This window comes from Nocardia xishanensis NBRC 101358, from assembly GCF_001613365.1.
GTDB classification, from domain to species: domain Bacteria; phylum Actinomycetota; class Actinomycetes; order Mycobacteriales; family Mycobacteriaceae; genus Nocardia; species Nocardia xishanensis.
This window is the reverse complement of sequence record NZ_BDCF01000026.1, coordinates 75,744-99,317: the sequence shown is the minus strand read 5'-3', so window position 1 is coordinate 99,317 and position 23,574 is coordinate 75,744. Positions and strand designations below refer to the sequence as shown.

Below are 23,574 nucleotides of genomic sequence, written 5' to 3'. Positions count from 1 at the left end.
CGGCCATCCTCGGCTGGTGGATAGCCTCCGTAGACGGCCGCGACGTGGGCGGCCTATCCAGCTTCGCTGGACCGAGATTCGTCGCTGTACGCACAGGTGCGAGCCCAACTCGCCGTACTGGACCGGGATCTGACCGGTCGATGAGGAAGGGGCCGCGGTCGATGGTCGTCGAGTCGCCCCTGGAATCGGCGGGTGTTGCCATGCTGCGTGCGCTGATAGAACGGTGTGAGATCCCGCAACGGAAGGAACCCAATGGGGCGAACAATTCCCGCGACTGCCGCGCCGGTACGCCGCACCCTGGTTGTAGCGCTGATTGCCGCGGCGATCGGGGCGCCGAGCGCGGTGACGGCGACTGCCGAGGCGCCGCCGACTCGGGATGACGGCTTTTGCATCGATGAGAAGACGCGCGTGCGCAACGGGTTGCGCGTCAGTGACCCCAGTTGCATTCATGACCACGGCCGCTTCCACAATCACGAGCGCTTCCATATTCCGCCGACTCATTCTTGAACCCGGCTACCTCCCGAAGGTTGGGGCTTCATGACCACAGACGCGCACGCGGTGCAAGGTCAGGTGCCCGTGCGTGGCGGCCACCTCGGCAGTCACTTCGAAGCCGAGCCGCCGGTAGAACCGTAGGTTGCGCTCATCCGAGGTTTCCAGAAACGCAGGGACACCGGCCTGCTCGGCGGCTTGCATGCCGGGCAATACGATGGCTTTACCAAAACCTCTGCCTTGCAACGATAGCCGCAGCCCCGTCCGTGTCGGGATGCGTCCACACCGCCACCGCGTCACCATCGTCGGCGACCCAGACCCGACCGTGTTTCAACCCGACGTGTCCCACCAACAGCCGCTGCATCGCGCTCACTCGTTCGGATGCCACCACATGAGGTAACCAGGGATAGTCGGCAAAAGCCCCTCCCAACGTCTCGGTAGCACGGGGTGTCAACATCGCGCCAATGCTGGATCGGGCACAAATTTCGTGATGTCGTATGTCGGGTTATTCAGTCGCTCAACAGAATTCGTTTCCTGAGAAGGTCGGTTTTCGCGCGGCCGAACATCTTCCGTTTGAGCATCTTAAAAGCTTGTTGACGGTGCCCTCGGTGGGACCGTTGCTACACGGCAGGGTCAGCCCGGCGGTAACGGCGGCGAGGTCGTGTTCGAGGCCGGTGACGAACGAGTGCAGCGCGGGCAGGGTATCGCTGCGGACCTGCGCGATCCATTCCGCGAGCCGGTCACCGCGCAGGTCGCGCATCATGACCGCAAAGGCGCCGACGTGGCGGCGGGTGGCCTCCAGTTCTGGGCAGTGGGCCAGATTCGCGGCCAGTTGCTGGCTGTCGTCGTGGGCGAGGGTGTCAGGGTCGCGCATGATCCACGCGGTGACGGTGCGGATCTTCGGCGCTTTTGACGGGATCGCCACTGGCCGTGACGTTTCTCGGCCGTCACGAAAAGGCTGCAGGTAGCGGTAGACGGTGCGTTGGCTGCCGCGGTAGCCGAATTGCCGCAACTCTGCGGTGAGGACGGCGACGTCGGTGCAGCCGGCGTTCCATCGTTGCAGCAGGTGCGGAATGTGTTCGTCGAGCAGCGAGATGCGGGAGGTAGCGGCGGCGATCACATCCTCTGGATCGGTGGCGGTGGCGAATCGGCGTGCCGTTTTCCGGTCGATACCAAGTTCTTTCGCGATCGTGCGCAGGCCGATGCCTTGGCGGTGTAACCGTTGGACAGCGTCGTAGCGTTCCAGGGTGCGCGTCCGCAACCGCGAATACTTATCCTCGGGGGCGGGCCGGGCCCGTGCAGTCGAGGTGGGGGTAGCGTTCCCGATTGTTCGGGAGTTGCGCTTCTCCCCTTCGGAATCTGTTGTTGGAGTGGCTGATACGTTCAGGCAGGCGCGGTGCGCTATGACGGTCTTGTCCACGGCCTGGCCCAGGTTGTGCCACAAATGCCAGCGATCAGCGCATTGGGTGGCCTGTGGTGCGCCGCGTCGCGCGCCCTCGGCGTAGGCTCCGGCGCGGTCGCGGGTGATGATCTCGATCTCCGGGTGCGCGGCAAGCCATTGCGCCAGGGTGTCGGCCTCGCGACCGTCGAGCACATCGATGGGCCGATGCGTGGCCATGTCCAGTAGGACGGTCGCATACCTTCTGCCCCGTTTCACCGCGAAATCGTCCACACCCAGCACTTTCACCGCACCGACCGGCGGATCCGGGAGCGCGCGGACCAGCCGCAGCAACGTGTCGCGGCTGGCCGCCAGGCCCAGCTGCCTCGCCACACGCGCACCGGCGCGTCCGGCCAGGGCCAGCCCGATCGTGGTCAGCATCCCGGTCAACTGGTTCGTCCGCCGCGAGCGCTTCGTGGTGAGCCCGTCGACCTGCTCGGCGAAGGTCTTCGCCGAGCACGCGCTGTTCACACAGAAGAACCGCCGCACCATCAGCCGCAGGATCATCGCCCGCCCGGCCACAGCCGCGTCGGCCAGCCGCCGCCGGTAGCGGGAATGCACCCGCTCGGAACCGGTTCCGCACCGCGGGCAGTGGGCCGTCTTCGTGGCAACCACCGCCTTCACGACCACCGATTCCTCGTCACCACGAACATCGCTCACCACGAGGGAGTTCAAGTGTGGCAACAGCTTTCGCGCCAGATCACCAATGCACGCCCGATATCAAATACCAGATCAGTATCAGTGAGAGCGGCCGAATGGCACCCCCAGACCAGCGACATCACGCTATCCGCGCCAGAACCCATCACCCCGGCAGGCGACACGAGTTGGTGATAGGGGGTCGCCGGTCGAGCTTGTTCACGGACATGCCGCAATACCGCGGCGTCACCCTGATGCGTGGACAGCCCGGTCAACCCTCCGCCGCCTCTGCTCCCTACAGCAAGCTCGCTTGCGCGTCTCGGCAAGGGGGCGTGCACAACTGCTGGCAGCCTTCGGCCGCCCAGTCCGCACCACCCACAAACGGTAGCAACAACTTACGGCGCCAAACAGCGAATCAGCACACTAGCGTGGGCAGGACGGGGGCATCGAAGTGGCGCAAAAGATGGGCCTGAGAGGTGACCAGGGCGGCGGCCACGCTCACCCGGTGGTGCGTCCGCTGCGCCGCCTTGGGCTCGAATGACCGTCCCACCGTAGCGCAGCCTCACCGATTGCGATGGCGCTCGGTCCGTTACCGGGCGGCCGCGCGTAGCAGGTCGTCGGTGCGCACGATCTTCACGCGACGGCGACCGCGGCGTGCACCAGCTGTGCGTTCAGCTCTGTCGATGTTCAGCCAGCCTAGGCTGCCGACCGGTGTGCCGCCCCGGGCGGCGATCAGTTCTTCCAGGTCATGGTGTGACGTGGTGGGCATGGTCAATCGGTCGTTGGCGAAGTCTGTGAGCACCGAAGTGGCGGTCTCTTGCCCGCATCGTTTGTTCATGCCGATGCCGCCCGAGGCGCCACGCTTGATCCAGCCGGCGACGTACACGCCCGCGATCGTTTCTCCAGCAGGCTCGCTCAGGACCCGGCCCCGGTCGTTTGGCACCACCGAACGCGACGCGTCGAAGGGGAGGCAGTCGATCGGTCGACCTCGGTAGCCGATGGCGCGCATGACGAGGCCGCAGTCGACGACAGACAGATCATCGGTCGAAGTAACCGAGCCGGAAGGGCTGCCGGTGAATTCGTTACGTACGCATGCCAGCGCGGACACTCCGTTGGCTCCACGAATCTCGGTAGGAGACAGCAAGTACCGAAAAACGACACGCTTGTTACCCGCGGTCGGCCGACGCCCAGCGACAGCGCGAGCCAGACTGATCTTGGTCATGATCGTGCTGTCGAGAGTTCGATCGTCGAATGCCGCCGCGGTCGACGGATCCAATGTCAACTCGGAAGGGTCGATGACGACGTCGACGCCCGGTAGGTCAGAGAGCGCGAGGAACTCGGAGTTGGTGTAGGCCGCTTGGGCGATACCGCGGCGTCCGACGATCTGGACTTCTCGTACTCGAGACTCGGCAAGCGCCGCCAGTGCGTGGTCGGCGATATCCGTCTTCGCCAGCGCTTTGACGTCGGTGACCAGGATTCGTGCGACGTCGAGGGCAACGTTCCCGTTGCCGACCACCACAGCGGTATGGACGGAAAGATCGAATGTGTCGTCAGCGTTGTCAGGGTGGCCGTTGTACCACGCCACGAATTCGGTCGCTGGAATGGACCCAGTGAGATCCTCGCCGCTGATTCCGAGTCTGTTGTCGGTGGAGGCGCCTGACGAATAGATCACCGCGCTGTAGCGAGAAGTCAAGTCTGCGTGCATGACGTGCTTTCCGACTTCAACGTTGAGCAGGTAACGGAATGACTTGCTGGCCGCGATCGAGGCGAACGCCCGTTCGACACCTTTGGTCGACGGATGATCGGGCGCGACACCGGCACGGACCAGTCCGTAGGGCGTGGGCAACCGGTCGAACATATCGACCTCGACCCCGGGGTGCCGGAGCAACTCTTCGGCGGCGTAGAAGCCGGCAGGTCCGGCACCGACAATCGCGACACGCAGCGTGCGTTCGGGCGATGTCTTCGCCATCGAAGGTTCACTTGATTCGGCTGATCCCCGGGCATCGGCGGCCGAGGGGTGATCGGTGTAGTAGGCGGCGTTGATCGCGAGATAGCGCTCGCCCTTGGCGTCGAGTTCGGTTTCGGGGGAGATCGCATCCACCGGGCACTCGTCGATGCAGGCGCCGCAATCGATACACGTGCTCGGATCGATGTAGAGCATCTCCGCCGTCGCGAAGCCAGGCTCGTCAGGCGTCGGATGGATGGCGTTGGCCGGGCATGCGGTGACACAGCCCGCGTCATTACAGCAGGACTGTGTGATTACGTGGACCAAGGACTCTTCTCCGCTTTCGTGGGGGATAGGTTTCGCAAAGCTTCAGTTGGCGAGAAGGCGTTCGGCGGCCGAAAGCGCTGTCATCCAGACCGACTTGACCGAACGGCCGGTGCGCTCGGCGACGCGCTCGCAGTCGCGGTGCTCCGGCTTGACGTTGACGATGTCGCCATCGAGTAGTCCGATCTTCACTGCTACCGAATGTCCGTCTACCTCAACGGAATAGAACTGCCGATCGAGTGTCCAGCGGTGTTCGGATCGGCGTAGTCGTATTCCGAGGGCGGTCGAATGCCGAAACATTGCTTCGGCGACGGAGCGCTCGGCGTCCGGCGGGACGATTGCGGCGAGCGTGACACCAGGGCGGCCGTGCTTCATGACGATCGGTGTGGTCCATACGTCGGCGGCGCCCGCGGACAGGCAGGCGGCGACGACGTCGGGAACGAACTCGGGGTTGAGGTCGTCGAGGTTGGTCTCGAGTACCAGTGGTGTCGATGCCTCGTCGATTCGAGTGGGAGACTCGCCGACGAGAGCCCGGACTATATTCGGAACCGCTTCGAAATTCGCTGTGCCCGCACCGCTTCCGACCGTAAGTAATCGCATCTCGGGGCACCTGCCGAAGGATGATGCCATCGAGGTGATCAGCGCCGCGCCGGTCGGCGTCACTGTTTCGGCGTCGATCTCGACTCCCCGAATGGGCACCTGCCGGAGCATTTCCAGGGTTGCCGGCGCCGGAAGGGGGAGCACTCCGTGTGCACCAACGGTCGTGCCGTGGCCAAGGGGCAGGGGCGAGCATGTGATTTGGTCGATTCCCAGTTCGTCCACTGCGATTGCGACGCCGCAGATGTCGGCTATGGCATCGAGGGCGCCCACCTCGTGGAAGACGACATCCTCGGGGGTGACCCCGTGCACTCTCGCCTCGGCACGGGCGAGCCTTTCGAATGCTGCGTGGGCAAGCTGACGCGCCCGAGGCCGCATCGCCGACGAGTCGATCATCTGGCGGATGTCCGACCAATGTCGGTGCGGGTGATCATCCGCGTAGGTGTCGACGATCACCCGCGTCGAGCCCGCACCGTGCCGCTCGGTCCGCTCGGTCCGCAGTGCCACTCCGCACCGCGGAAGCTGCGACTCGATCCTCTCGATATCCGCTCCGGCGCTGATGAGAGCCGCCAGCAGCATGTCGCCCGCCGCGCCGCCGACGCAGTCCAGGTACAGCCTTGTCGTCACTACCTCTCCTCGTCGTATACCGGCCCACTGAAGAGGGCTGTGGACAAATGATAATTCTTCTATTATTTTTTTTACAAGACCGAGTGAGGAGGCTGCGTTGATTGAAACGACCGACCTGCATGAAGGCACGTCGGCAGTGGTCGGTGTGGGCGAGCCGAAGCAGCAACGTTCTCGCGAGACCCGTGATGCCCTGCTTGATGCCTTCGTCTCATTGCTCGACGAGCGGCCTTACGCGGACATCGGGGTGGCGGAGATCGCACGTCGCGCCGGGTTGACCTCGGGTGCCTTGTATGGCCGATTCGGAGACAAACGGGGTCTGGCGCTTGCCGCTCACGAGCGATTCGCGGTCCGCTCCGCGGAGACCATGGAGGCGTGGGGCGCGCGACCCAGGTGGCAGACGGCGCTACCCCGCGAAATCATCGGCAGCTGGACGAAGGGTGCGGTGAACTTCTGTCGTATGTACCGGCCGATGTTGTCGCTGATGATCAATGATCCCGACGTCGGTGAGCAGTACGACCAACTGATGGGAAAACCGCCGCGCATCCTGGCTCGCCTTCTGCGTGATGCCGTACCAGGCTCGCCGGGAGTGGAATTCGAGAAGGACGTCGAGTGGTCGGCTCGGGCTGCTCTCGCGGTGCTCGAGAGGTTCGATCTCGATGACGACGATTTGTTCGATCGCATCGAGCTGCTGTTGTGCCGGATGATCGGAGTCGAGTGATGTTCGAAACGTCGGCCGTGGTCGCGGTGAGCGGCGAGGCGTGCGTGGGCTGTCGGCAGTGCGTAGCCGTGTGCCCGGCGGATGCGCTGTCGATGGAAGGCCGCCAGGCAGTCGTGGACGAATCGGCGTGTGTCGGATGCTTCAAGTGCGTCGAAGCGTGTGCGCCGTTCGGCGCGATCTCGGTGGTTCGGGATCCGAATCCGAGGGTGCTGACCGTACCGGCCGAGGAGTATTCGCAGCCTGAGGTCGATGAGCTGTGTCGGCGTGCGAGGCTGTCTCCAGATGCCAAGGTGTGCGTGTGTACCGGCACTAGCGCCGCCGAGATCGCGGCCGCCGTGCTGGCAGGTGTCGAGGAGCCCGAGCAACTGACGCTGGCGACCGGCGTGCGATCGAAGTGCGGAATGTGGTGTCTTACACCGACAATGCGGTTGCTCGCTGCCCACGGAGTCGAAGTCACGCGTCCCTACAACGATCGGCGACTGTATCCCGACGGATGCACCGACGTCGCGATCTGGACCATTCCCGACGATGTGGCCGACAAGTACCCGGAGTATCGGCTGCGCGAAAACCTGGCAGCGGTGGAGTCCGGACTGGCCCTCAACAGTCCGACACCATGGTTTCCCGATGTCCAACCCGGACAGGACCTCGATGGGAATCCGGCATGATCCGGCCCGCGGTGACACCGCCGCCGCTCAGCAAGTCGAAGTTCGCTTATGGGCGTAAGGCTCCCGCGATGCGCGCCGCCGAACTGCCCGAGATGTGTTCGGTGCGAGTGCAGGACCTGTTCGACGACATTCCCGATCCGATCCATCAGTACGGCGAAGACCTGACTCCGGTACGTGACGCCGCCGAAGCGGCTCTTTCCCGGATCGACATGAGCATGATCGGCCCCGGCGATTCGGTCAACATCCTGTGCTCTGAACACGGGTTCGGGATGATGGGTGGTCACGCATACGCCGAAATGATCAAGATGATCCGGGACGTCGTCATCGAGCGCACCGGAGCAACCCGGATCAGGCTGGCGGTGTCGTCTGCGGCAAGCAAGTCGGAGAAGGACGAGATCGTGCCGAAGTACGGACTCGACGATTATTTCGAAGGAAAGACGTTCGCCTTCGGGCCATACGATCGCGGCGTCGCCATCGATACCGAAATCGGCCGGCTGTACGGCATCCGCAGTGCCTATGCCGCGGATCGATTGATCCACGCTCATTACGACGACCCGCGAGAAGTGCACTTCCATCACATCAACGGGCGGCTACTCAAGTCTTTCACGATGAGCTATGCCCGGATGGAGACTCGATCGGTGTTCCATACGAACTTCCCCACGCGCAGCGCGAACATCGTGCCGCGTGCGATCTACGAATCGGCCTATATCCGTGACCGGTGGGCGTTCTCGACAGTGCTCTCGACTTCCCCGACCGGAACCAGGGGGATCGATGCGGACAACGACCTGATCGCGCTGGATCGGCGTACCGGTGCCGCGATGTTGCGTCGGTACGGAAAGATGCTGCAGCTCTTCGAGACCATCGATACATGTTTTGCCATCGCCGATGACACCCGGTGGCTGCCGTATCAGCACGCCGGCGGGCTCACCGCCTGCGCGCTGTACGAAAGCGGGCACGACCACTTGGATCTCGACTTTCCGGCTCACCGGCCCGCCGCTACGGACAAGAATCCCATCAAGGGACCGGTGAAGGCAGTCGTGATGAACTATGCGTGGAAACTCTTCGCGGCAGCCGATCTCACGGTGGCCGCGGACGGCGATGTCGGGCGAGACCTCACCCGTATCCACACCGACAAGCCGGTGATCATCGCGGACGATCTAGCCCACGCGGTGAGAATCGCGACTGAACAGACCGGCACCGACAAGGGCATCGTGTTCGACGGTTGCTACGGCTCGATCAATTTGACCCGATCCATGGCCGAACACCTGCTCGCGATGGCACCCGAGGTGTCGCGGCGAGTCGACGAAGAGTTGCTGCCCAAATGGCTTCGCCAACGCAATCTTTCGGAAAGCGATCTGTAGTGGAGGAAAGGACACCTCGTGGCGAACAGTCGACTGGAGTCCGCGTGACGTCGGGCGGCACCCGGAGGTATCGAGCGGCGTTGACGCCGCCATTCTGGAGCGGTGCCGGAGCGGTAGAGCGCAACATCGAGCTGATCACGTGGGCGGAATCCATTGGCTACCAAGATGTGTGGCTCGCAGACCGCGGTGGGGTCGACGCCTTGACGCTCGCTGCCGTTGTCCTGGGACGCGTTGATCGAATCCGCGTGGGCATAGCGGTCGTTCCCGCATACACGCGGACGCCAGCCGTGTTCGCCGCCACGGTCGCGACACTTGCCGACATCGCACCTGAACGGTTTGCATTGGGGCTGGGCACCTCCTCGGAGAGGATGATCGGAGGGTGGCATGGGCTGTCACTGGACAGGCCGTTGGCGCGTATGCGTGAAACCACTATCCTGCTCCAGCAGATGCTCGCCGGGCTCAAAACCGACTTCGACGGCGCGACGCTGCGCAGTCACGGCTATCAGCAACCGGCGACCGAGAGCACGGTGCCGTTGTTGATGGCCGCGCTCGGACCGAAAATGCTCGATCTTGCCGCCGAGGTGGCTGACGGTGTGATCCTGAACCTGTTCCCACTGTCGGTACTCGACACCGTCGTCGGCCGGTTCCGTGACGCGGTAGCGCGCCATCGCCGCGGTATCGATCAGATCGAAATCGCCAGCCGATTCCAGGTCATGGTGACCGACGACGTCGCATCCGCCCGCGACGAGTTTCGCTATCAATTCGCTCCGTACTACGCGAACCCGGTGTACAACAGATTTTTGTCATCGGCCGGCTACCCCGACGAAGCCGCAATCATCCTGGAAGCGGGACGCAGCCGTGACTGGAAGCGCGCCCGTGCGGCGCTGCCCGATGAGCTCGTCGATTCGATCGCGGTCATCGGGGATCGGCAGCACTGTGTGGAACGGGTGGAGCGATATGTCGACGCCGGGATCACGACGCCGATTCTTTACTGCCTCTCCGATGACCCTGACATGCAACGAGAAACCTTCTCTACGTTCGCGCCCGGCAACTGGAGCCGGTCCTATGTCTGACCCTCGTCCGCTGCTCTTCGCAAGCATCTCCGACACCATCATCCGCGCGGACGTGGTCGCGCAAGAGCCCGGGATCATCGTCGGAGTCGAAGAAGCGGCGAAGGCTACCGCCGAAGTGGGTGCGGTTGTGGGCCACCGTATCGAGGAGGCGGAACGGGTTGACGCGGGTCGGACCGTGCTGTCCATCGAAGGCAACCCGCTCTCGATAGCGTTGGCGGAAGAGCGTCTCGTCGGCATCATGGCAAAACCGTCAGGCATCGCGACTGCGGCCGCACGCTTCGTGGAACGCGCGGCAGGCTCGATACGTGTCGTCTCCGGAGCCTGGAAGAAGCTCCCGTTCAGCCAGAAGTCGATGATCCGGACGGCGATTGCGGCCGGAGGTATGGAGCCGAGGATCGCCGAGTGGCCGTTCGCATACTTGGACAAGAACTTCGTGTCCATGCTGGGCGGTGTAGCCGAGACGCTGTCGGCGGTCGATTCCCATCCCGAGTTGGCAAGCTATCGCCGGGTCATTCAGGTCACGACCGCAGATGAGGCGCTTGTGGCCGCCCGCAGCGGTGCACAGACTGTCTTCGTCGACACCGGCCGACTGGCTGATCTCTCGCTGATCTCGGATGGGCTGCGCTCACATGGCCTGCGTTCGGATGTCGAGCTCGCGTTCGGAGGCGGCCTCTCGATCGAAGATGTCGATGTGCTTCGCAGCATGGACGTAGATGTCATCGATGTCGGCAGGTCCATCGTCGATGCGCCGCTGTTGGATATGAACCTCCGAGTCGAGGGGCGACCATGAGTGATCGCAACGGAAACTTGCTTCAGAAGACCGAACTGCGGATCGAAGGGATCGGGCTCGACGGCGTGGATCTGACCTCTGTCGCCGCGACCGTCGCAGACGTGCTGTCGCTACCTCACCCGGAGGTACTGGTCATCGATGCACGAGACGATGTCCTGGCGCTGGACCTTCTGAGCCGCGGTGTGGACCCGTATGCGATTGCAGGACAACAGACTTCACTATTCGCCGCGCTCGCATCGCTGCCCGGCATTACGGTCGCCGACAATACCACCGTGTGCGCTGAGGGCATGCTCGGTTGGATAGCAGGTGACAGAGACACCGCGCTCGAGTCGCTTCGGGTAGGTGACCAGATGGCCGATGAGATCTCGCGCAGGATCGCCGGGCGCGCGATCGTGTTCTCCACCGGCCCCGAAGTGATCTCCGGCCAGATCCGGGATACGAACAAACCGTGGATCTCCGCGCGCTTGCGCGAGGCAGGTTTCACCGTCGCCGAAGGCGAGAATCTTCCTGACGACACCGACACGATCGCCGCTGCGTTGAGCAGCGCGGGATTCGACCGTGGATTCGGAGTCGTCGTAACCACTGGCGGTGTGGGAGCCGAAGGGAAAGACCACACCGTAGAAGCGCTGCTCTTGTTGGACAACGACGCCGCCACTCCGGCTCTGTTCACGGTGACAGCCGGATCTGGACGCCACCAAAAAGGGCAGGTGCGTATAGGCGTCGGAGAGGTCGGCACCGCCCTTGTCGTGTGTCTTCCCGGGCCCCACGCGGAAGCGACGCTCGGCGCAACGACACTCGTCGACGCGCTATCGCACACCCGAGACAAACGGGAGGTGGCTGCTGCTGTCGCCGTGGCACTCAGAGACCGCTTTCGGTACCAACACTCAGGAGAACACCGATGAACCCGGTCGAAGCGGCTGAGGTCAACCTGGATTTCGATCGTGCCCGACGAATCGGTTTCGGCGAGGCGGTCCTTTCGGATGCCAAATCACTTGAACAGCTGGTCGATGTGCTCGGACGGGTAGACGCCGCAGACCGATCCATTCTGTTGACGAGATTGTCTGCGAGTCGTTTCAGCGCTCTCCCCGATAGATTTCAGTGCCGGATGGACTACGACTCCGTCTCCCGGACCGCATTCTTCGGTTCCGCGGCGGACATCGCGGGTGACCCAGAGATCGCCGTGGTTTCCGGGGGGACATCGGACGTTTCGGTGGCTCGTGAAGCCGTCAGAACGTTGACATTTCACGGTCGTCCGGTGACCGAGGTTTATGACGTGGGAGTCGCAGGGCTGTGGCGACTACAGGAGCGCTTGCCCGATATATCCCGCCACCGGATTGTGATCGCCGTCGCGGGTATGGAGGCCGCGTTGCCGACGGTACTGGCCGGTCTCATTCCCTCCCTTGTCGTCGCTGTGCCGACATCGGTGGGGTACGGCGTATCCGGAGGTGGAGAAACGGCGCTTCGAAGCGTGCTCGCGAGTTGCGTACCAGGGGTAGTCGTCGTGAACATCGATAATGGCTATGGTGCGGCGTGTGCGGCGATGCGGGCTCTCTCATGAACGCGCGACGTGCGATTCTCGAGCGCACCATCCGAATGCCGAGCCGCCTGGCGATAGCGGTGAGTGGGGGAGTTGACAGTCTCACTCTTGCCGCGTTTGCACAGCGAGCACGCAGCGACGATGTGGTGGAAGTGTTCCATGCGGTGTCACCTGCAGTGCCGCCTGAGGCGACCGATCTCGTCCGCCGGTTGGCGACTGCCGAGGGATGGGACCTCCACGTTATCAATGCCGGAGAGTTCGACGATCCGGCATACACAAGTAATCCTCTCAATCGGTGCTTTACCTGTAAGTCCCATCTCTATGGCGCGATTGCGAGCCTTACAGATAGTGCAGTGGTGTCCGGCACCAATGCCGACGACATCGGTGAATTCAGGCCGGGTTTGATCGCTGCAGACAAGTTCGGCGTCGGGCATCCATACGTAGAAGCCGGGATCGGCAAGGCCGAGATCAGGTCCATGGCAAGGGAACTCGGGCTGGGAGACGTCGCGGACTTGCCTGCGGCACCTTGTCTGGCAAGTCGGATCGAGACCGGCATACCGATTGATCCGCAGATTCTGTTGGCTGTGAACAGAGTCGAAAGGGGCCTGCGGTCGATGGTGTCTCCAAGCGCGGTCCGGTGTCGATTGCGCGACCGCGGTGTGGTGATCGAACTCGACGACGACACGCTCGGAAGCCTGACAGACCAACGTCGCGGGCTGATCGAGCGATGGGTCGAGCGAGAATGGCCTGAATCCGGCACAGCAGTAGTGATCGAACGGTATGTCCGGGGTAGCGCCTTCGTCGGTGTATCGCACTTTTCTGATCGCCCCAAATAAGCCGTTCAAAATAGTTGATTCAGCTCGACAACCCGGATTCCATCGAGAGGACATATCGTGGCTTCAACGGTGCAGCAAAGCAGGTCATTTCGATCCCTGGCCAGTAGATTTGCACTGACGCGGGCGGAATGGTTGCGGCTGGCCGCAATGGCCGGGGCGATTGTCGGATTGCACGTGTTGGGCTGGGTAACTTTGGTTGCGTTCGTCGCTCCGCAGCACTTCAGCGTCGGTGACAGTGCCCTCGGCGTCGGGGTCGGCCTGACCGCCTACACCCTGGGCATGCGCCACGCCTTCGACGCCGACCATATCGCCGCGATCGACAACACCACGCGCAAACTGATGCATGACGGGCAGCGACCGCTGTCGGTGGGATTCTTTTTCTCGCTGGGGCATTCCACCGTTGTGTTCGGCCTGGCGCTGCTGCTTTCGATCGGGGTCAAGGCTATCGTTGGGCCCCTCGAGGACGAATCCTCGGCCCTGCACCAGTACGCCGGGCTGATCGGCACGACCGTGTCCGGGACGTTTCTCTACATCGTCGCGATCGTCAACATTGCAGTGCTCGTCGGCATCCTGCGGGTGTTCCGACGCATGCGTCGAGGAGAGTACAGCGAGGTCGAGCTGGAGAAGCAGTTGGCGCAGCGTGGTTTGGTGAACCGTCTGCTCGGACCCGTGATGAAATCGGTCACCAAGCCGTGGCATATGTATCCGATCGGGCTGCTGTTCGGCCTCGGCTTCGACACCGCCACCGAGGTTGCACTGCTGGTGCTCGCCGGCACCAGTGCCGCGGTAGGTCTGCCCTGGTACGCGATCCTTTGCCTGCCCATCCTGTTCGCCGCCGGCATGAGCCTGCTCGACACCATCGACGGCAGCTTCATGAACTTCGCCTACGGCTGGGCCTTCGCCGAACCCGTCCGCAAGGTCTACTACAACATCACCATCACCGCGCTGTCGGTCGCCGTCGCCCTGCTCATCGGGACCGCCGAACTGCTCGACCTGCTCGCCGAACAATTCGGCTGGACCGGCGGGCTCTGGGATTGGATCGCCGGCTTGAATCTCAACCTCATCGGATTCCTCATCGTCGGCCTGTTCGTCCTGACGTGGGCTGTCGCCTTGCTGACCTGGCGCTTTGGTCGAATCGAGGAGAAATGGACGGCCGGACTGGAGACCCGCCCTGGTACCAGCGGCTGAACCCGATCTCCGGCCTGCAGCGGCCTCGCCATCTGCGGCTGGTGACAGAACTACGTCTGCAATCGACAGGCGCGGCCGATTGCCGCTATGGATACGGTGGAGGGCGGCGCTTCTCCGGCGGCGGGCATAATCGCGAGGACTGGTGTGGTGACGCCAGCGTCGACGTAATCCTTGACACGAGCGCGGATTTCAGCTGGCGTGCCGTGAAGGCGCAGCTCGTCGATGAGCTTGTCAGGTATCGCGGCCAGCACGGTCTCCGGCCTGCCATGCCGCCACATCGGATCCAGCTGTTCGCCTCGACCCAGCCAGCGGTGGAATTCCCCGTATACAGGCACATTCAGGTAGGCCGCGATAGCCCGTCGCTCGGTCGCACGCAATGCACCGCGGTGAGATCCCGGCTGGGAACGACGAAGAGCCGCGCCACGATGTCGGCTTGCGGGTTGGCCTCGAATACGTAGGGCGTGACCCGGTGGACGTCGGCGGGAGACAGCCAGTTGACGATTGCTCCGTCTGCGACTGTTCCGGCGAGGGGCAGCATGCCCGGTCGCAGCGCGGCGATCATGATCTTGGGCTGTCGCTTTGGAACGCGGTCGAGCCGGAACCTGTTGATGCTGAAGCTTTCACAGACCAAATCGACCTTCTCGCCGGTCAGTGCCCGGCGTACGAAGGTTGCCACATCGCGCACGCGTTGATAGGGGGCGTGAAATCGCAGGCCGTTCCACTTCTCGACGATCACGTCGGAGCTGGCGCCGATGCCGAGTACCACCTCGCTGTGTGCGACGTTGGCCAAGGCCGCAGCCGACATCGTCATGAGCGCGGGGCTGCGGGGGTATGCGGGGATGATCGCGGTGCCGAGCCGGAACGAGGGATGGCTGACCGAGGCGGCGACGAGCGGGGTGAAGGCGTCGGCGCCGGATGCCTCTGCCGACCACAGATCGGTGAATCCACTCGCTGCGATGTCGTCGAGCTGCTCCCGTTGCCCCGCGAGCGGCGTCGAGTCGAGTGGAATGGTCGATCCGAGTCGGCTCATGAGGTCCTTTCTTCTGGGGCATCCGGGTGGGTGGAAGTCCGATCCGATCTCGGACAGGCAATGTGGCGCCTGGATCAGTATCTCGTGGAACTCTGCCAGCGGTGCCGCAAGAGTGTGTGCGGCATTGCGATCGGTGACCATCGTTTCTGTGATCGGAGGCTGTCGTCCAAGTCGTCAGGTGAAACGACGTGAGCTGTGCGCCAGGTCTGGCTTTCGTTCAGGTCCGATGAGCGGATGAAATCGCCGATCGCTGCGCTGGCCCCCGATTGCTGGTCGAGCAGAAGGTAGTGGCCGTGTCCCTCGAACACGAGCATGCGTGCGTTCGGCAGGTGCGTGGCGAGAATCTGACTGTTGGCGAGGGGGAGCAATCGATCGTCGCTTCCCGCGACGACCAGGACGGGGTGCTCGATAGTGGTCAGCCAGGGCAGGCTTGACCAAGTCCACCCCGCGAGAAGCTGCTTGGAGTAACCGCCGAACGACGGGCGTTTGCTCAATCGCTCTCCAGCCCATGCGCGCAACAGCTCGGCTTCGTCATTGTGGCCGCCGGCAAGCAATGGGATGGTGAGCCGGTATACCCGTTTGGACCACAGTCGGAAGGGGGTGAGCGCCGTAACGGCGCTCCCGAGTGTGCCCGGCACCCCGCCCCAACCACATGTTGTCGTGGCGAGCACTATGCGCCGGATTCGATCGGGTGCCTGGTGCGCCAATTGTTGTGCGAGCGCGCCGCCGAACGAGTGGCCGACGACGTCGACGGTGTCGTAACCGAGGGTGTCGAGCAGGCGAGTGACGAACCGTGCGAGGTCCGACATCGTGTACATTTTGCGTGGTGTCGTCGATCGTCCAGCCCCGGGCGCGTCGAAGCTGATGACCTCGAGATCCGCGAGATCGCGACGGAGTGGCTCCCAGAGTCCGAGGCTTCCGCCGAGCCCGTTGATCAGCAACACCGGCTGGCCGGAGCCACGCACGTCCACCGCGATCCGGAGTCCGCACACGCTGACTTGTGACGTCATTTCGGTCCTGGGACAGCGCGTTCGAGCGTACCGATTGCCGTGGTCATGTGAGCTCCTTGGTGGTTGAGTGTCGCTTGAGCCAGTCGATGATCGCGGGGATGCTGATCTTTGCTCCTTGCCTGCCGACGATGAGTCCCGCGTGCCCGGCTGGTACGCGTGCTTGCTCGACGTCTTCACTGCCGATCAGGTCGAGCAATGTGTCCGAGCATGCCGGGGGAACGAAATCGTCCATCTCGGCAACGACGTGCAGGAGCGGAATGTCGATCCGGTCGAGCCGGACCGGTCGACCCGAAACGCGCGCCGTTCCCTTTGTCAACGCATTGCCGCGCATATATTCGTCGATCATCTGACGGAATGTCGCTGCCGCGAGGGGAATATGGTCCCAGGCCCAACGGGACATGGCCATGTGACCCTCGATGTAATCGTCTCGCCAGAGGTTGTCCCAAAGGTCCACGTACTGGACGATTCTCGCGGTGGGTCGGCGCAGTTTGAAAAAGGCTTCGAGTACATCGGGCGGCACCGTTTCGGTTGGCTCGTCTATCAGGTCATCGGCGTCGAGACTTCCTTCGGCGATCGATTTCAGCGGCTCCGGGACGTGGGTGAAGTCGACTGGTGCGGTGACGGCGATCAGATTCGCGACCGGGGCGTCGCGGCTGCCCAACAGCAGCAGAGCCATCATCGCTCCCATGCAGTACCCGAGGACGCTGAGCTCGGCGTCATCGGAGGACCGGTGGATCGCCTCGAGTGCCGGTGCGAGGTAGTCGTCGACATAGGTGTCGAGGGTGTGGTTTCCCTCGGCCGCGTCGGGAACCCCCCAATCGATGAGGTAGACGTCGAATCCGGCGTCCACCAAACGTTCGACGAAGGAATTTCCCGGACGCAGGTCGAAGATGTAGGAGCGGGACATGAGCCCGATGAACAACACTACCGGCTCGCGAAAACGGATATTGTCGGACCGATAGCGCCAGACCCGCGCTTTACCTCTGGACCAGACAAGTTCTTTCGGTGTTGTTCCGATGCGCGGCGGCGGATTGACGCCGGCTACGATCTTGATCCCATTCAGCGCGCGCACTCGTGTGCGATCGATTTCCAGGCCCATCGACCGGAGGGTGTCTGCGCCGGGAAGCCAGGAGATCATCGGCCCGGCCTGTCATCACGGCCCCGAAGATCGTAGAGCTCCGCGTGAACATCGCTGAGCTGGCGCTGAATTGCGCTCAATTGACGCTGAAGCATCCGCACATCGCGTTGGGAGGGCAGATGTAGCTGATGTATGCCCCACGACGCGAGCGCATCGATCTGCTGGAATACCCCGCGAGCGAGCCGGTCGGTCACGATCAGGATCGCTGCGGCTTCGGGCGAATTGGTCACCGACTCCAGGGGCCGTCCGACAAAGACTTCCACCTGGTTGAACGCCTGCCGCCATGCCGGAGGTTCCGGACGTCGGCGTGGAGAGACGACCGTTGCGCTGACAGGAGCGGTCGTTCCTGGTTCGTGGTGAGGGGTTTCTGCGGTCGTGTGTCCATGCAACGGCGTATTCATATTGTTGTTCTCCGAGTTAGCGGGGGTGTTCAAAGGTGTTGCAGCACACGACGTTGTGTTGAGAGACGTTACGAGTCTTCGCTTTGGGTAGATCTGAGTACGTTGCGCCGGATCTTCCCGGTCTCGGTGCGCGGTAGCGCTTCGACGAAGTCGATGATGCGCGGATACGCGTGCCTGCCGAGTCTTTCCTTGACCGCGGCTTGGATGTCACGTGTGAGCGTTGTCTGTGGAACGGTTCCGTCGGCGACAACGACGGCGCGCACCACGGCACCGCGCATCTGGTCCGGGGCGGCGACCACAGCGGCGTCGGCGACCCCGGGCTGGGCGAGAACGATGTTCTCCACCTCGGTCGGTCCGACGTTGTAACCGGAGGTGACGATCAGGTCGTCGTCGCGGCCGACGAACCAATAGCGCCCCTTGTCGTCGCGGCGGGCCACATCGCCGGTGAGAAACCACTCACCGCGCCACCGCGCATCCCACTTCTGCTGTGCGTTCCGATATCCGATACTGCCGAGGTATCGAGGGTTCCGCAGAGCGATGATCCCCTGTTCGGATTGCTCGTTGCCATCCTCGTCGACGAGTCCGACATCGAAGCCCGGAACGGTCGACGCCAAGGCTCCCGGCACGACCGGTTCATCGGGATATGCCAGGTTGGCCAGCGCCATCGCGCCCTCGCTCTGGCCGTATCCATCTTGTATATCGCCTACCTCACGGCCGCTCTGCCGTCCCAATGCCCGCCAGGCCTCCACAAGCGGAGCGTCGAGGGGCTCGCCCGCGCTGGTTGCACCGCGGAGCTGTTCGGGAAGACCGCGACGCTGAGCGGTTCGAACGAGTTGCCGGTACGCACTGGGGGCAGCGGCCAGGTAGGTCACCCGTTCTTCGTCCATAATGCTCAGCCAGACCGCGGGATCGAAGTCGCCGGTATAGACGACTCGTGGCGAGCCCTGCGCCATGACTGCGAAGCCGGTCGTGTACAGGCCGTACGCCCAGCCGGGACTCGCCCCCGTGAACAGCATGTCGTGCGGTCGCAGCGCAAAGGTGTGACGTACGAAGGGGAGCAGCGTCAGAAGCATGCCGTGCGGCTGAATGCAGCCTTTCGGAGCTCCGGTGGTCCCGCTGGTATAGATGAGCGTCGCCGGGTCCGAGACCGACGTATCGGCCATTTCGTGATCAGCGGGGTGCCGATCGATCTCGGCCCACAAGCTGCGATCTCCCGCCATGAGGCCACGCCCTTGTGACCCGGCGACGGTGTACACGGCGGGATCGCAGGTGAGCAACTCGCGGGTGGCCTCGAAGGTGTCTCGGTGCCGGTGGTCGACCACGATGGCAGCAGGCTCGCCGCCGTTGAGGCGCTCCGCCAAGGCGTCGCGGCCGAAACCGACGAACAACGGCATGTAGACCATCCCGGAGCGCCACGCGGCGAGTGCGCAGATATACGCATCGACGCCCTGGTTCAGCAGCGCCGCGAACCTGTCGCCGCGCTTCAGTCCGGCCTCGTGTAGTGCATTGGCCAGCCGGCGGGATGCCTCGGCCATATCGGCGAAAGTCCAGCGTTCGCTACTGCCGTCGGGATGCCGAACGATCATGGCGAGCCGCCCGCGGTCACGAGCCCATCGGTCACAGGCCTCGTGCGCGGAGTTGAAGCCGTCCGCGATCGGACGGTCCAGGCGATTCTCCACCACCGCCCAGTAGTCGTCGGCACTCATCGAGCGTTCGGCCAACAGCTCATCGATCTCGGCTCGCACCATGGCGTGATCTCCCCTTCGCACTCGCTTCGAGGTTCGCTCGAATGTATTGAGTGGACACTATATTAAAATGCTGTCGTAAATGGGTCAAACCAGGAGCGAATCTCCTACTCCGCGCGGTCTCCGTGGTGACACAGGGTCACCACGGAGACACCTGCGGTGCAACGAAATCGGTGGGCGAGAGCAATGTGTTGGCTCGTGCCGGTCGATATGCGGCTACTCGGTCCCGAGGAGCCTGCCGTGGCCTCCTACAGGCGTTCGACGATGGTCACGTTGGCCACGCCGCCGCCTTCGCACATGGTTTGCAGACCATAGCGACCGCCGGTGCGTTCGAGTTCGTGCAGAAGCGTGATCATCAGCCGCGCGCCGGAGGCGCCAAGAGGATGTCCGAGCGCGATGGCGCCGCCGTTGACGTTGAGTTTGTCCGGGTCGGCGCCGATGTGTTTCAGCCACGCCATGGGGACGCTGGCGAAGGCCTCGTTGACCTCGTAGAGGTCGATGTCGGAGATTGTCATGCCTGCGCGGCGCAGCGCGTGTTCGGTGGCGGGTAGGGGAGCGGTGAGGATGTTGACCGCGTCGTCGCCGAGTACCGAGATGTGGTGGATTCGCGCCCGCGGGGTCAGGCCGTGCGTTTCGACGGCGTGCTCCGAGGCGATCAGGACGGCGGAGGCGCCATCGGAGATCTGACTGGAAACGGCTGCGGTGAGCTGTCCGTTTGGACGCAATGTCCCGAGGCGGGCCATCTTCTCCAGGGTGGTGCCCGGTCGGGGGCCCTCGTCCGCGGTGACACCGGCGAACGGGGTGATCTCGCGGTCGAAGCGGCCCTCTTGTTGCGCGACGGCCGCCCGCTGGTGGCTGGTCAGTGCGAACTCCTCCATATCCAGCCGGGAGAAGCCCCAGTCGGATGCGATGCGTTCGGCGCTGGCGAACTGGGAGACCTCACCGGCGCCGAAACGTCGGATCCACCCCGGCGAGCCGCTCCAAGGATCGGTCGCGCCGTAGGGGTCGCCCGCGGAGTAGGACGAACCGATCGGGAACTGGCTCATCTTCTGGACGCCGCCGGCGACGATCAGATCGGCCGTGCCACTCATGACCGCCTGCGCCGCGAAATGCACTGCCTGCTGCGAGGATCCGCACTGTCGATCGATGGTCACACCCGGCACGGTCAGCGGTAACCCGGCGACCAGAGCGCAGGTGCGGGCGATATTCCCCGCTTGCGAACCGATGGTGTCGAGACAGCCGTAGACGACATCGTCGATTGCGGCCGGGTCGAAGTCGCCGCGCTGTACGAGGGTGTCGATCGGATGCGCGCCGAGATCAGCGGGATGAATGGCGGCGAAGCCACCGGTGAGCTTGCCGACGCCGACCGGTGTCCGGATGGCGTCGACGATGTATGCCTCGGGCATGAAGTAACTCCGTAATGTCGTACTGGGGCCCAACCGTCAAGCGGTGGGCTGGGACAGGCCGTGATCCTTGCTGCCGAACGTGTCGCGCAGAACGGTCTTGAGAACCTTTCCGCCCACATTGCGGGGTAGCTCGTCGACCACGACGAGATCCTTGGGGTGCTTGAACCGCGCGAGTCGAGGTCCGAGGAACTCGACGATCTCGTGCAACTCCAGCGGCCGGTCTTCGTGCAGCGCCAGTACCGCTACGGCGATCTCGCCCCAGCGTTCGTCGGCGCGCCCGATGACGGCGACCTCGGCGATGTCGGGGTGGTCCATCAGCGCGTTCTCGACTTCGGCGCAGTAGATGTTCTCGCCGCCGGAGATGATCATGTCCTTCTTCCTGTCCACGATGTACAGGAATCCCTCGAAGTCCTGACGGCCGAGGTCGCCGGAGTGCAGCCAGCCTCCGGCGAACGCATCGGCCGTAGCGTCCGGCCGCTGCCAGTAGCCGGCCATCACCGTCGGCCCTCGGAAGACGATCTCACCGACTTCACCCACGGGTACATCACGCATCTCGTCGTCGACCACGCGCACTTCGAGCGCTGACGTCGCCACCCCCACGGAGCCGAGTTTGCTCAGGCTGTAGCGACCGTCCAGATAGCAGGCGAAACCGGTGCTTTCGGTTTGCCCGAACACCGCCACCGTTTCGGCGGCGGGGAAGGCGTCGCCCATCGCCCGCAGCAGGGTGTCGGAAGCGGGGGCCGCGCCCCAGCTCAGCACACGCAGACTTACTGGGCGCGGTCGTCGCAACTGGGCGTCCGCCACCGCCTGCCATTGGGCGGGCACCAGAAACACCCACGTCGTCCCCTCTTGCTCGAAGACGTCGAGGGTGCGGTCGCCATCGAACTCACCGAGCGGATGGATCACCGATGGACCGCCGAAGTACAACTGCGGCAGGACCGATGCGATGCCCCCGATGTGAAAGAGCGGTACCGCGACCGAAACCACATCGCCGCGTCGGCAGGACAGGGAATCGATGAACGCCATGCAGATCGCGTTGAGATTCGCGTGGGAGATCATCGCGCCCTTGGGTCTTCCCGTGGTGCCCGATGTGTAGAGGATCAAGGCGGTGGATTCATCGGGCACGTCGACATCGGGCAGCTCGCCAATATTGTCGGCGATCAACTGCTGGGAACTCAGTTGCCCCTGCTCTGCGTCATCGACGGTGACAACGAACTCGACGGCGGGAGAGTCCGCGGCGACAGCGGCTGCCAGTTCGGTCATGGCTCGGTCCGTGACGACCGCCTTCGCGCCGACATCGGTGGCTACGAAGACGGCCTCGGCCGGACTCATCCTGATGTTGACAGGTACTGCGATGGCGCCGACGGCTGTGACCGCGAGAAGCGTTTCGACGTATTCGGGCCGATTGAGCATGAGGACCATGACGCGATCGCCGGGCTCGACTCCACGCTGCCGCAGGGCGCGCGCCAGTGCGGTCGACTGATCGTGGAGTTCTTTCCAGGTCACGGTGCGGCCCAGATACCGCAGTGCGGGACGGTCGGGAATCATCTGAGCGTGGCGGCGAACCTGGTTGTTCCAATGGCGCCGCCGTGCGCGCGCGAGGTCGATGTTCGCCTCGGCCGTCGGGTGTTGACCGGATGTCGTGATCATTGCATCTCCGCGGTGCCGACCGCCGTCGGCGTCAAATGTTTTCTGAGAAAGGCGACTTGGTCGTCTGCGTTCGGTGTCAGCCATGGCTCGACGTAGACGTCGAAATGTCCTACCGGGTAACGGCACACCTCGGCACGGCTGCCGACTCGTCGCGCGACGCGCTCGAGGGTCGCCGGCGGCGCCACCGCATCGTGCTCTCCGATCTGCAGCAGCACCGGACACTTCACTCGGCCGACCTTGGTGATCGGGCGATTCAGGGGTATCGCGAGCAGCTCTCGGGCCGCGAACTCGTTGCGCCACATGGGCCCGGCGAAGGCCCGCATGCCGGACACGGCGTCGGGCGAGTTCATCGCCGCGACAGTACCGGGCGATCCGACGACGGGTACCAGCAACGGCGGCCGGCCCGTCAGGGATCTCGCGAGGTCACGCAATGCCGCGACGCTGACCTTCAGTACGAAACCGAGACCGTTCGCTTTGACGGTGCCGGCCAGCGACGCCATGCCGTCGACGGCGGCCACCTGCGCCACAACCGCGGCGATCCGGGGATCGTGAGCCGCGACCGCAAGAACATGACCACCGCCGTAGGAGGTCCCCCACAGCGCGATTCGGTCGGGGTCGACGCCGTCGAGCGCGCGCGCGAACTCGATGGCCGCGGCGTAATCGCGGCGATGGCGTCGGAATGAGACCAGCTGACGCGGAGTGCCCGCCGAATCACCGAAACCACGGTAATCGAAAACGAGAACGTCGATTCCGGCGTCGGCGAAGGCTCGAGCGAACGGCAACAAACCGCTGTCGCGTGTTCCGCCGAACCCATGTGCCATCACCACGCAGGGCCGTCCTCTGCCGACGTCCAGCTCCGAGTCCACGCCACGCAAATACCAGGCGGCGCAACGCTGGCCGCCGCTGATGAACTCGACTTCGTTCATCTGCACATTCCTTTCTGAACCGATTGCCGGACTCCGGTCGCACC

20 protein-coding genes and 2 pseudogenes are annotated in these 23,574 nt (G+C 63.8%); 11 read left to right on the top strand and 11 right to left on the bottom strand.

The genetic code is table 11. The features are described 5' to 3' along the window. The first annotated feature begins 66 nt into the window (after positions 1-66). Together NX1_RS38865 and NX1_RS36450 are read left to right on the top strand one after the other, a co-directional pair. Positions 67-144 (top strand): hypothetical protein, encoded by a 78-nt coding sequence (locus NX1_RS38865; protein ID WP_507762102.1) that lies wholly within the window; start codon positions 67-69, stop codon positions 142-144. A 108-nt stretch (positions 145-252) separates the two neighbouring features. Then, positions 253-507 (top strand): hypothetical protein, encoded by a 255-nt coding sequence (locus NX1_RS36450; protein WP_156094773.1) that lies wholly within the window; start codon positions 253-255, stop codon positions 505-507. Between the two features lie 628 nt (positions 508-1,135). Here the strand turns inward: NX1_RS36450 and NX1_RS21225 are convergent. The 3 genes and pseudogenes from NX1_RS21225 to larC all read right to left on the bottom strand — a co-directional run. Next, positions 1,136-2,542, bottom strand: a pseudogene (locus tag NX1_RS21225) (ISL3 family transposase); the annotation flags it as partial. A gap of 610 nt (positions 2,543-3,152) precedes the next feature. Further along, a complete protein-coding gene (locus NX1_RS21220; protein ID WP_068062282.1) occupies positions 3,153-4,835 on the bottom strand; it encodes an FAD-dependent oxidoreductase in 1,683 nt (560 codons plus the stop codon). A 42-nt stretch (positions 4,836-4,877) separates the two neighbouring features. Then, positions 4,878-6,185 (bottom strand): nickel pincer cofactor biosynthesis protein LarC, encoded by a 1,308-nt coding sequence (gene larC, locus NX1_RS21215; protein ID WP_157119913.1) that lies wholly within the window; start codon positions 6,183-6,185, stop codon positions 4,878-4,880. Between larC and NX1_RS21210 the strand changes: the two genes are divergently transcribed. The 9 genes from NX1_RS21210 (at position 6,154) to nicT (ending at position 14,224) form a co-directional block, all read left to right on the top strand. Continuing rightward, positions 6,154-6,774: a TetR/AcrR family transcriptional regulator gene (locus NX1_RS21210; protein ID WP_169812266.1), complete on the top strand. Its 621-nt coding sequence runs from the start codon at positions 6,154-6,156 to the stop codon at positions 6,772-6,774. The two genes, larC and NX1_RS21210, sit on opposite strands and share 32 nt — an antisense overlap. 17 nt (positions 6,775-6,791) lie before the next feature. Next, on the top strand, positions 6,792-7,439 hold the full coding sequence (locus tag NX1_RS21205) for a ferredoxin family protein (RefSeq protein WP_169812265.1): 648 nt from the start codon (positions 6,792-6,794) through the stop codon (positions 7,437-7,439). Then, positions 7,436-8,800 carry a hypothetical protein gene (locus NX1_RS21200; protein ID WP_068062275.1) on the top strand — a complete coding sequence of 455 codons (1,365 nt, stop codon included), beginning with the start codon at positions 7,436-7,438 and terminating at the stop codon, positions 8,798-8,800. Before NX1_RS21205 ends, NX1_RS21200 begins: the two co-directional genes overlap by 4 nt. Positions 8,801-8,880: 80 nt before the next feature. Continuing rightward, positions 8,881-9,873, top strand: a complete 993-nt coding sequence (locus NX1_RS35545) for an LLM class flavin-dependent oxidoreductase (protein ID WP_169812264.1) — start codon at positions 8,881-8,883, stop codon at positions 9,871-9,873. Beyond that, positions 9,866-10,663, top strand: coding sequence for a beta/alpha barrel domain-containing protein (locus NX1_RS21190; RefSeq protein ID WP_068062264.1), 798 nt, complete (start codon positions 9,866-9,868; stop codon positions 10,661-10,663). Before NX1_RS35545 ends, NX1_RS21190 begins: the two co-directional genes overlap by 8 nt. Next, on the top strand, positions 10,660-11,565 hold the full coding sequence (locus tag NX1_RS21185) for a molybdopterin-binding protein (protein ID WP_068062261.1): 906 nt from the start codon (positions 10,660-10,662) through the stop codon (positions 11,563-11,565). The genes NX1_RS21190 and NX1_RS21185 overlap by 4 nt, the downstream gene beginning before the upstream one ends. Beyond that, positions 11,562-12,221 (top strand): nickel pincer cofactor biosynthesis protein LarB, encoded by a 660-nt coding sequence (larB, locus tag NX1_RS21180; RefSeq protein ID WP_068062251.1) that lies wholly within the window; start codon positions 11,562-11,564, stop codon positions 12,219-12,221. The genes NX1_RS21185 and larB overlap by 4 nt, the downstream gene beginning before the upstream one ends. Then, positions 12,218-13,036 (top strand): ATP-dependent sacrificial sulfur transferase LarE, encoded by an 819-nt coding sequence (gene larE, locus NX1_RS21175; protein WP_068062303.1) that lies wholly within the window; start codon positions 12,218-12,220, stop codon positions 13,034-13,036. Before larB ends, larE begins: the two co-directional genes overlap by 4 nt. A gap of 57 nt (positions 13,037-13,093) precedes the next feature. Further along, positions 13,094-14,224 (top strand): Nickel transporter NicT, encoded by a 1,131-nt coding sequence (nicT, locus tag NX1_RS21170; protein ID WP_373864898.1) that lies wholly within the window; start codon positions 13,094-13,096, stop codon positions 14,222-14,224. 50 nt (positions 14,225-14,274) lie between these two features. Here the strand turns inward: nicT and NX1_RS21165 are convergent. The 8 genes and pseudogenes from NX1_RS21165 to NX1_RS21130 form a co-directional block, all read right to left on the bottom strand. Further along, positions 14,275-15,254 (bottom strand): annotated as a pseudogene (locus NX1_RS21165) (LLM class F420-dependent oxidoreductase). 74 nt (positions 15,255-15,328) lie between these two features. After that, on the bottom strand, positions 15,329-16,264 hold the full coding sequence (locus tag NX1_RS21160; RefSeq protein ID WP_084501628.1) for an alpha/beta fold hydrolase: 936 nt from the start codon (positions 16,262-16,264) through the stop codon (positions 15,329-15,331). A gap of 43 nt (positions 16,265-16,307) precedes the next feature. Then, complete coding sequence (locus tag NX1_RS21155; protein ID WP_169812263.1) at positions 16,308-17,363, bottom strand: alpha/beta fold hydrolase; 1,056 nt, start codon at positions 17,361-17,363, stop codon at positions 16,308-16,310. Positions 17,364-17,398: 35 nt separating this feature from the next. Then, entirely contained in the window at positions 17,399-17,803 is a 405-nt protein-coding gene (locus NX1_RS21150) for a hypothetical protein (protein WP_157119911.1), read from the bottom strand. Between the two features lie 68 nt (positions 17,804-17,871). After that, positions 17,872-19,551, bottom strand: a complete 1,680-nt coding sequence (locus NX1_RS21145) for an acetate--CoA ligase (RefSeq protein WP_084501627.1) — start codon at positions 19,549-19,551, stop codon at positions 17,872-17,874. Between the two features lie 245 nt (positions 19,552-19,796). Beyond that, positions 19,797-20,954, bottom strand: coding sequence for an acetyl-CoA C-acetyltransferase (locus NX1_RS21140; RefSeq protein WP_068062234.1), 1,158 nt, complete (start codon positions 20,952-20,954; stop codon positions 19,797-19,799). Between the two features lie 36 nt (positions 20,955-20,990). Then, the gene (locus NX1_RS21135; RefSeq protein WP_068062206.1) at positions 20,991-22,604 is read right to left on the bottom strand and encodes an AMP-binding protein; all 1,614 of its coding nucleotides are present in this window, start codon (positions 22,602-22,604) and stop codon (positions 20,991-20,993) included. After that, positions 22,601-23,530 (bottom strand): alpha/beta hydrolase, encoded by a 930-nt coding sequence (locus NX1_RS21130; protein ID WP_068062203.1) that lies wholly within the window; start codon positions 23,528-23,530, stop codon positions 22,601-22,603. Before NX1_RS21130 ends, NX1_RS21135 begins: the two co-directional genes overlap by 4 nt. Positions 23,531-23,574 lie beyond the last annotated feature (44 nt).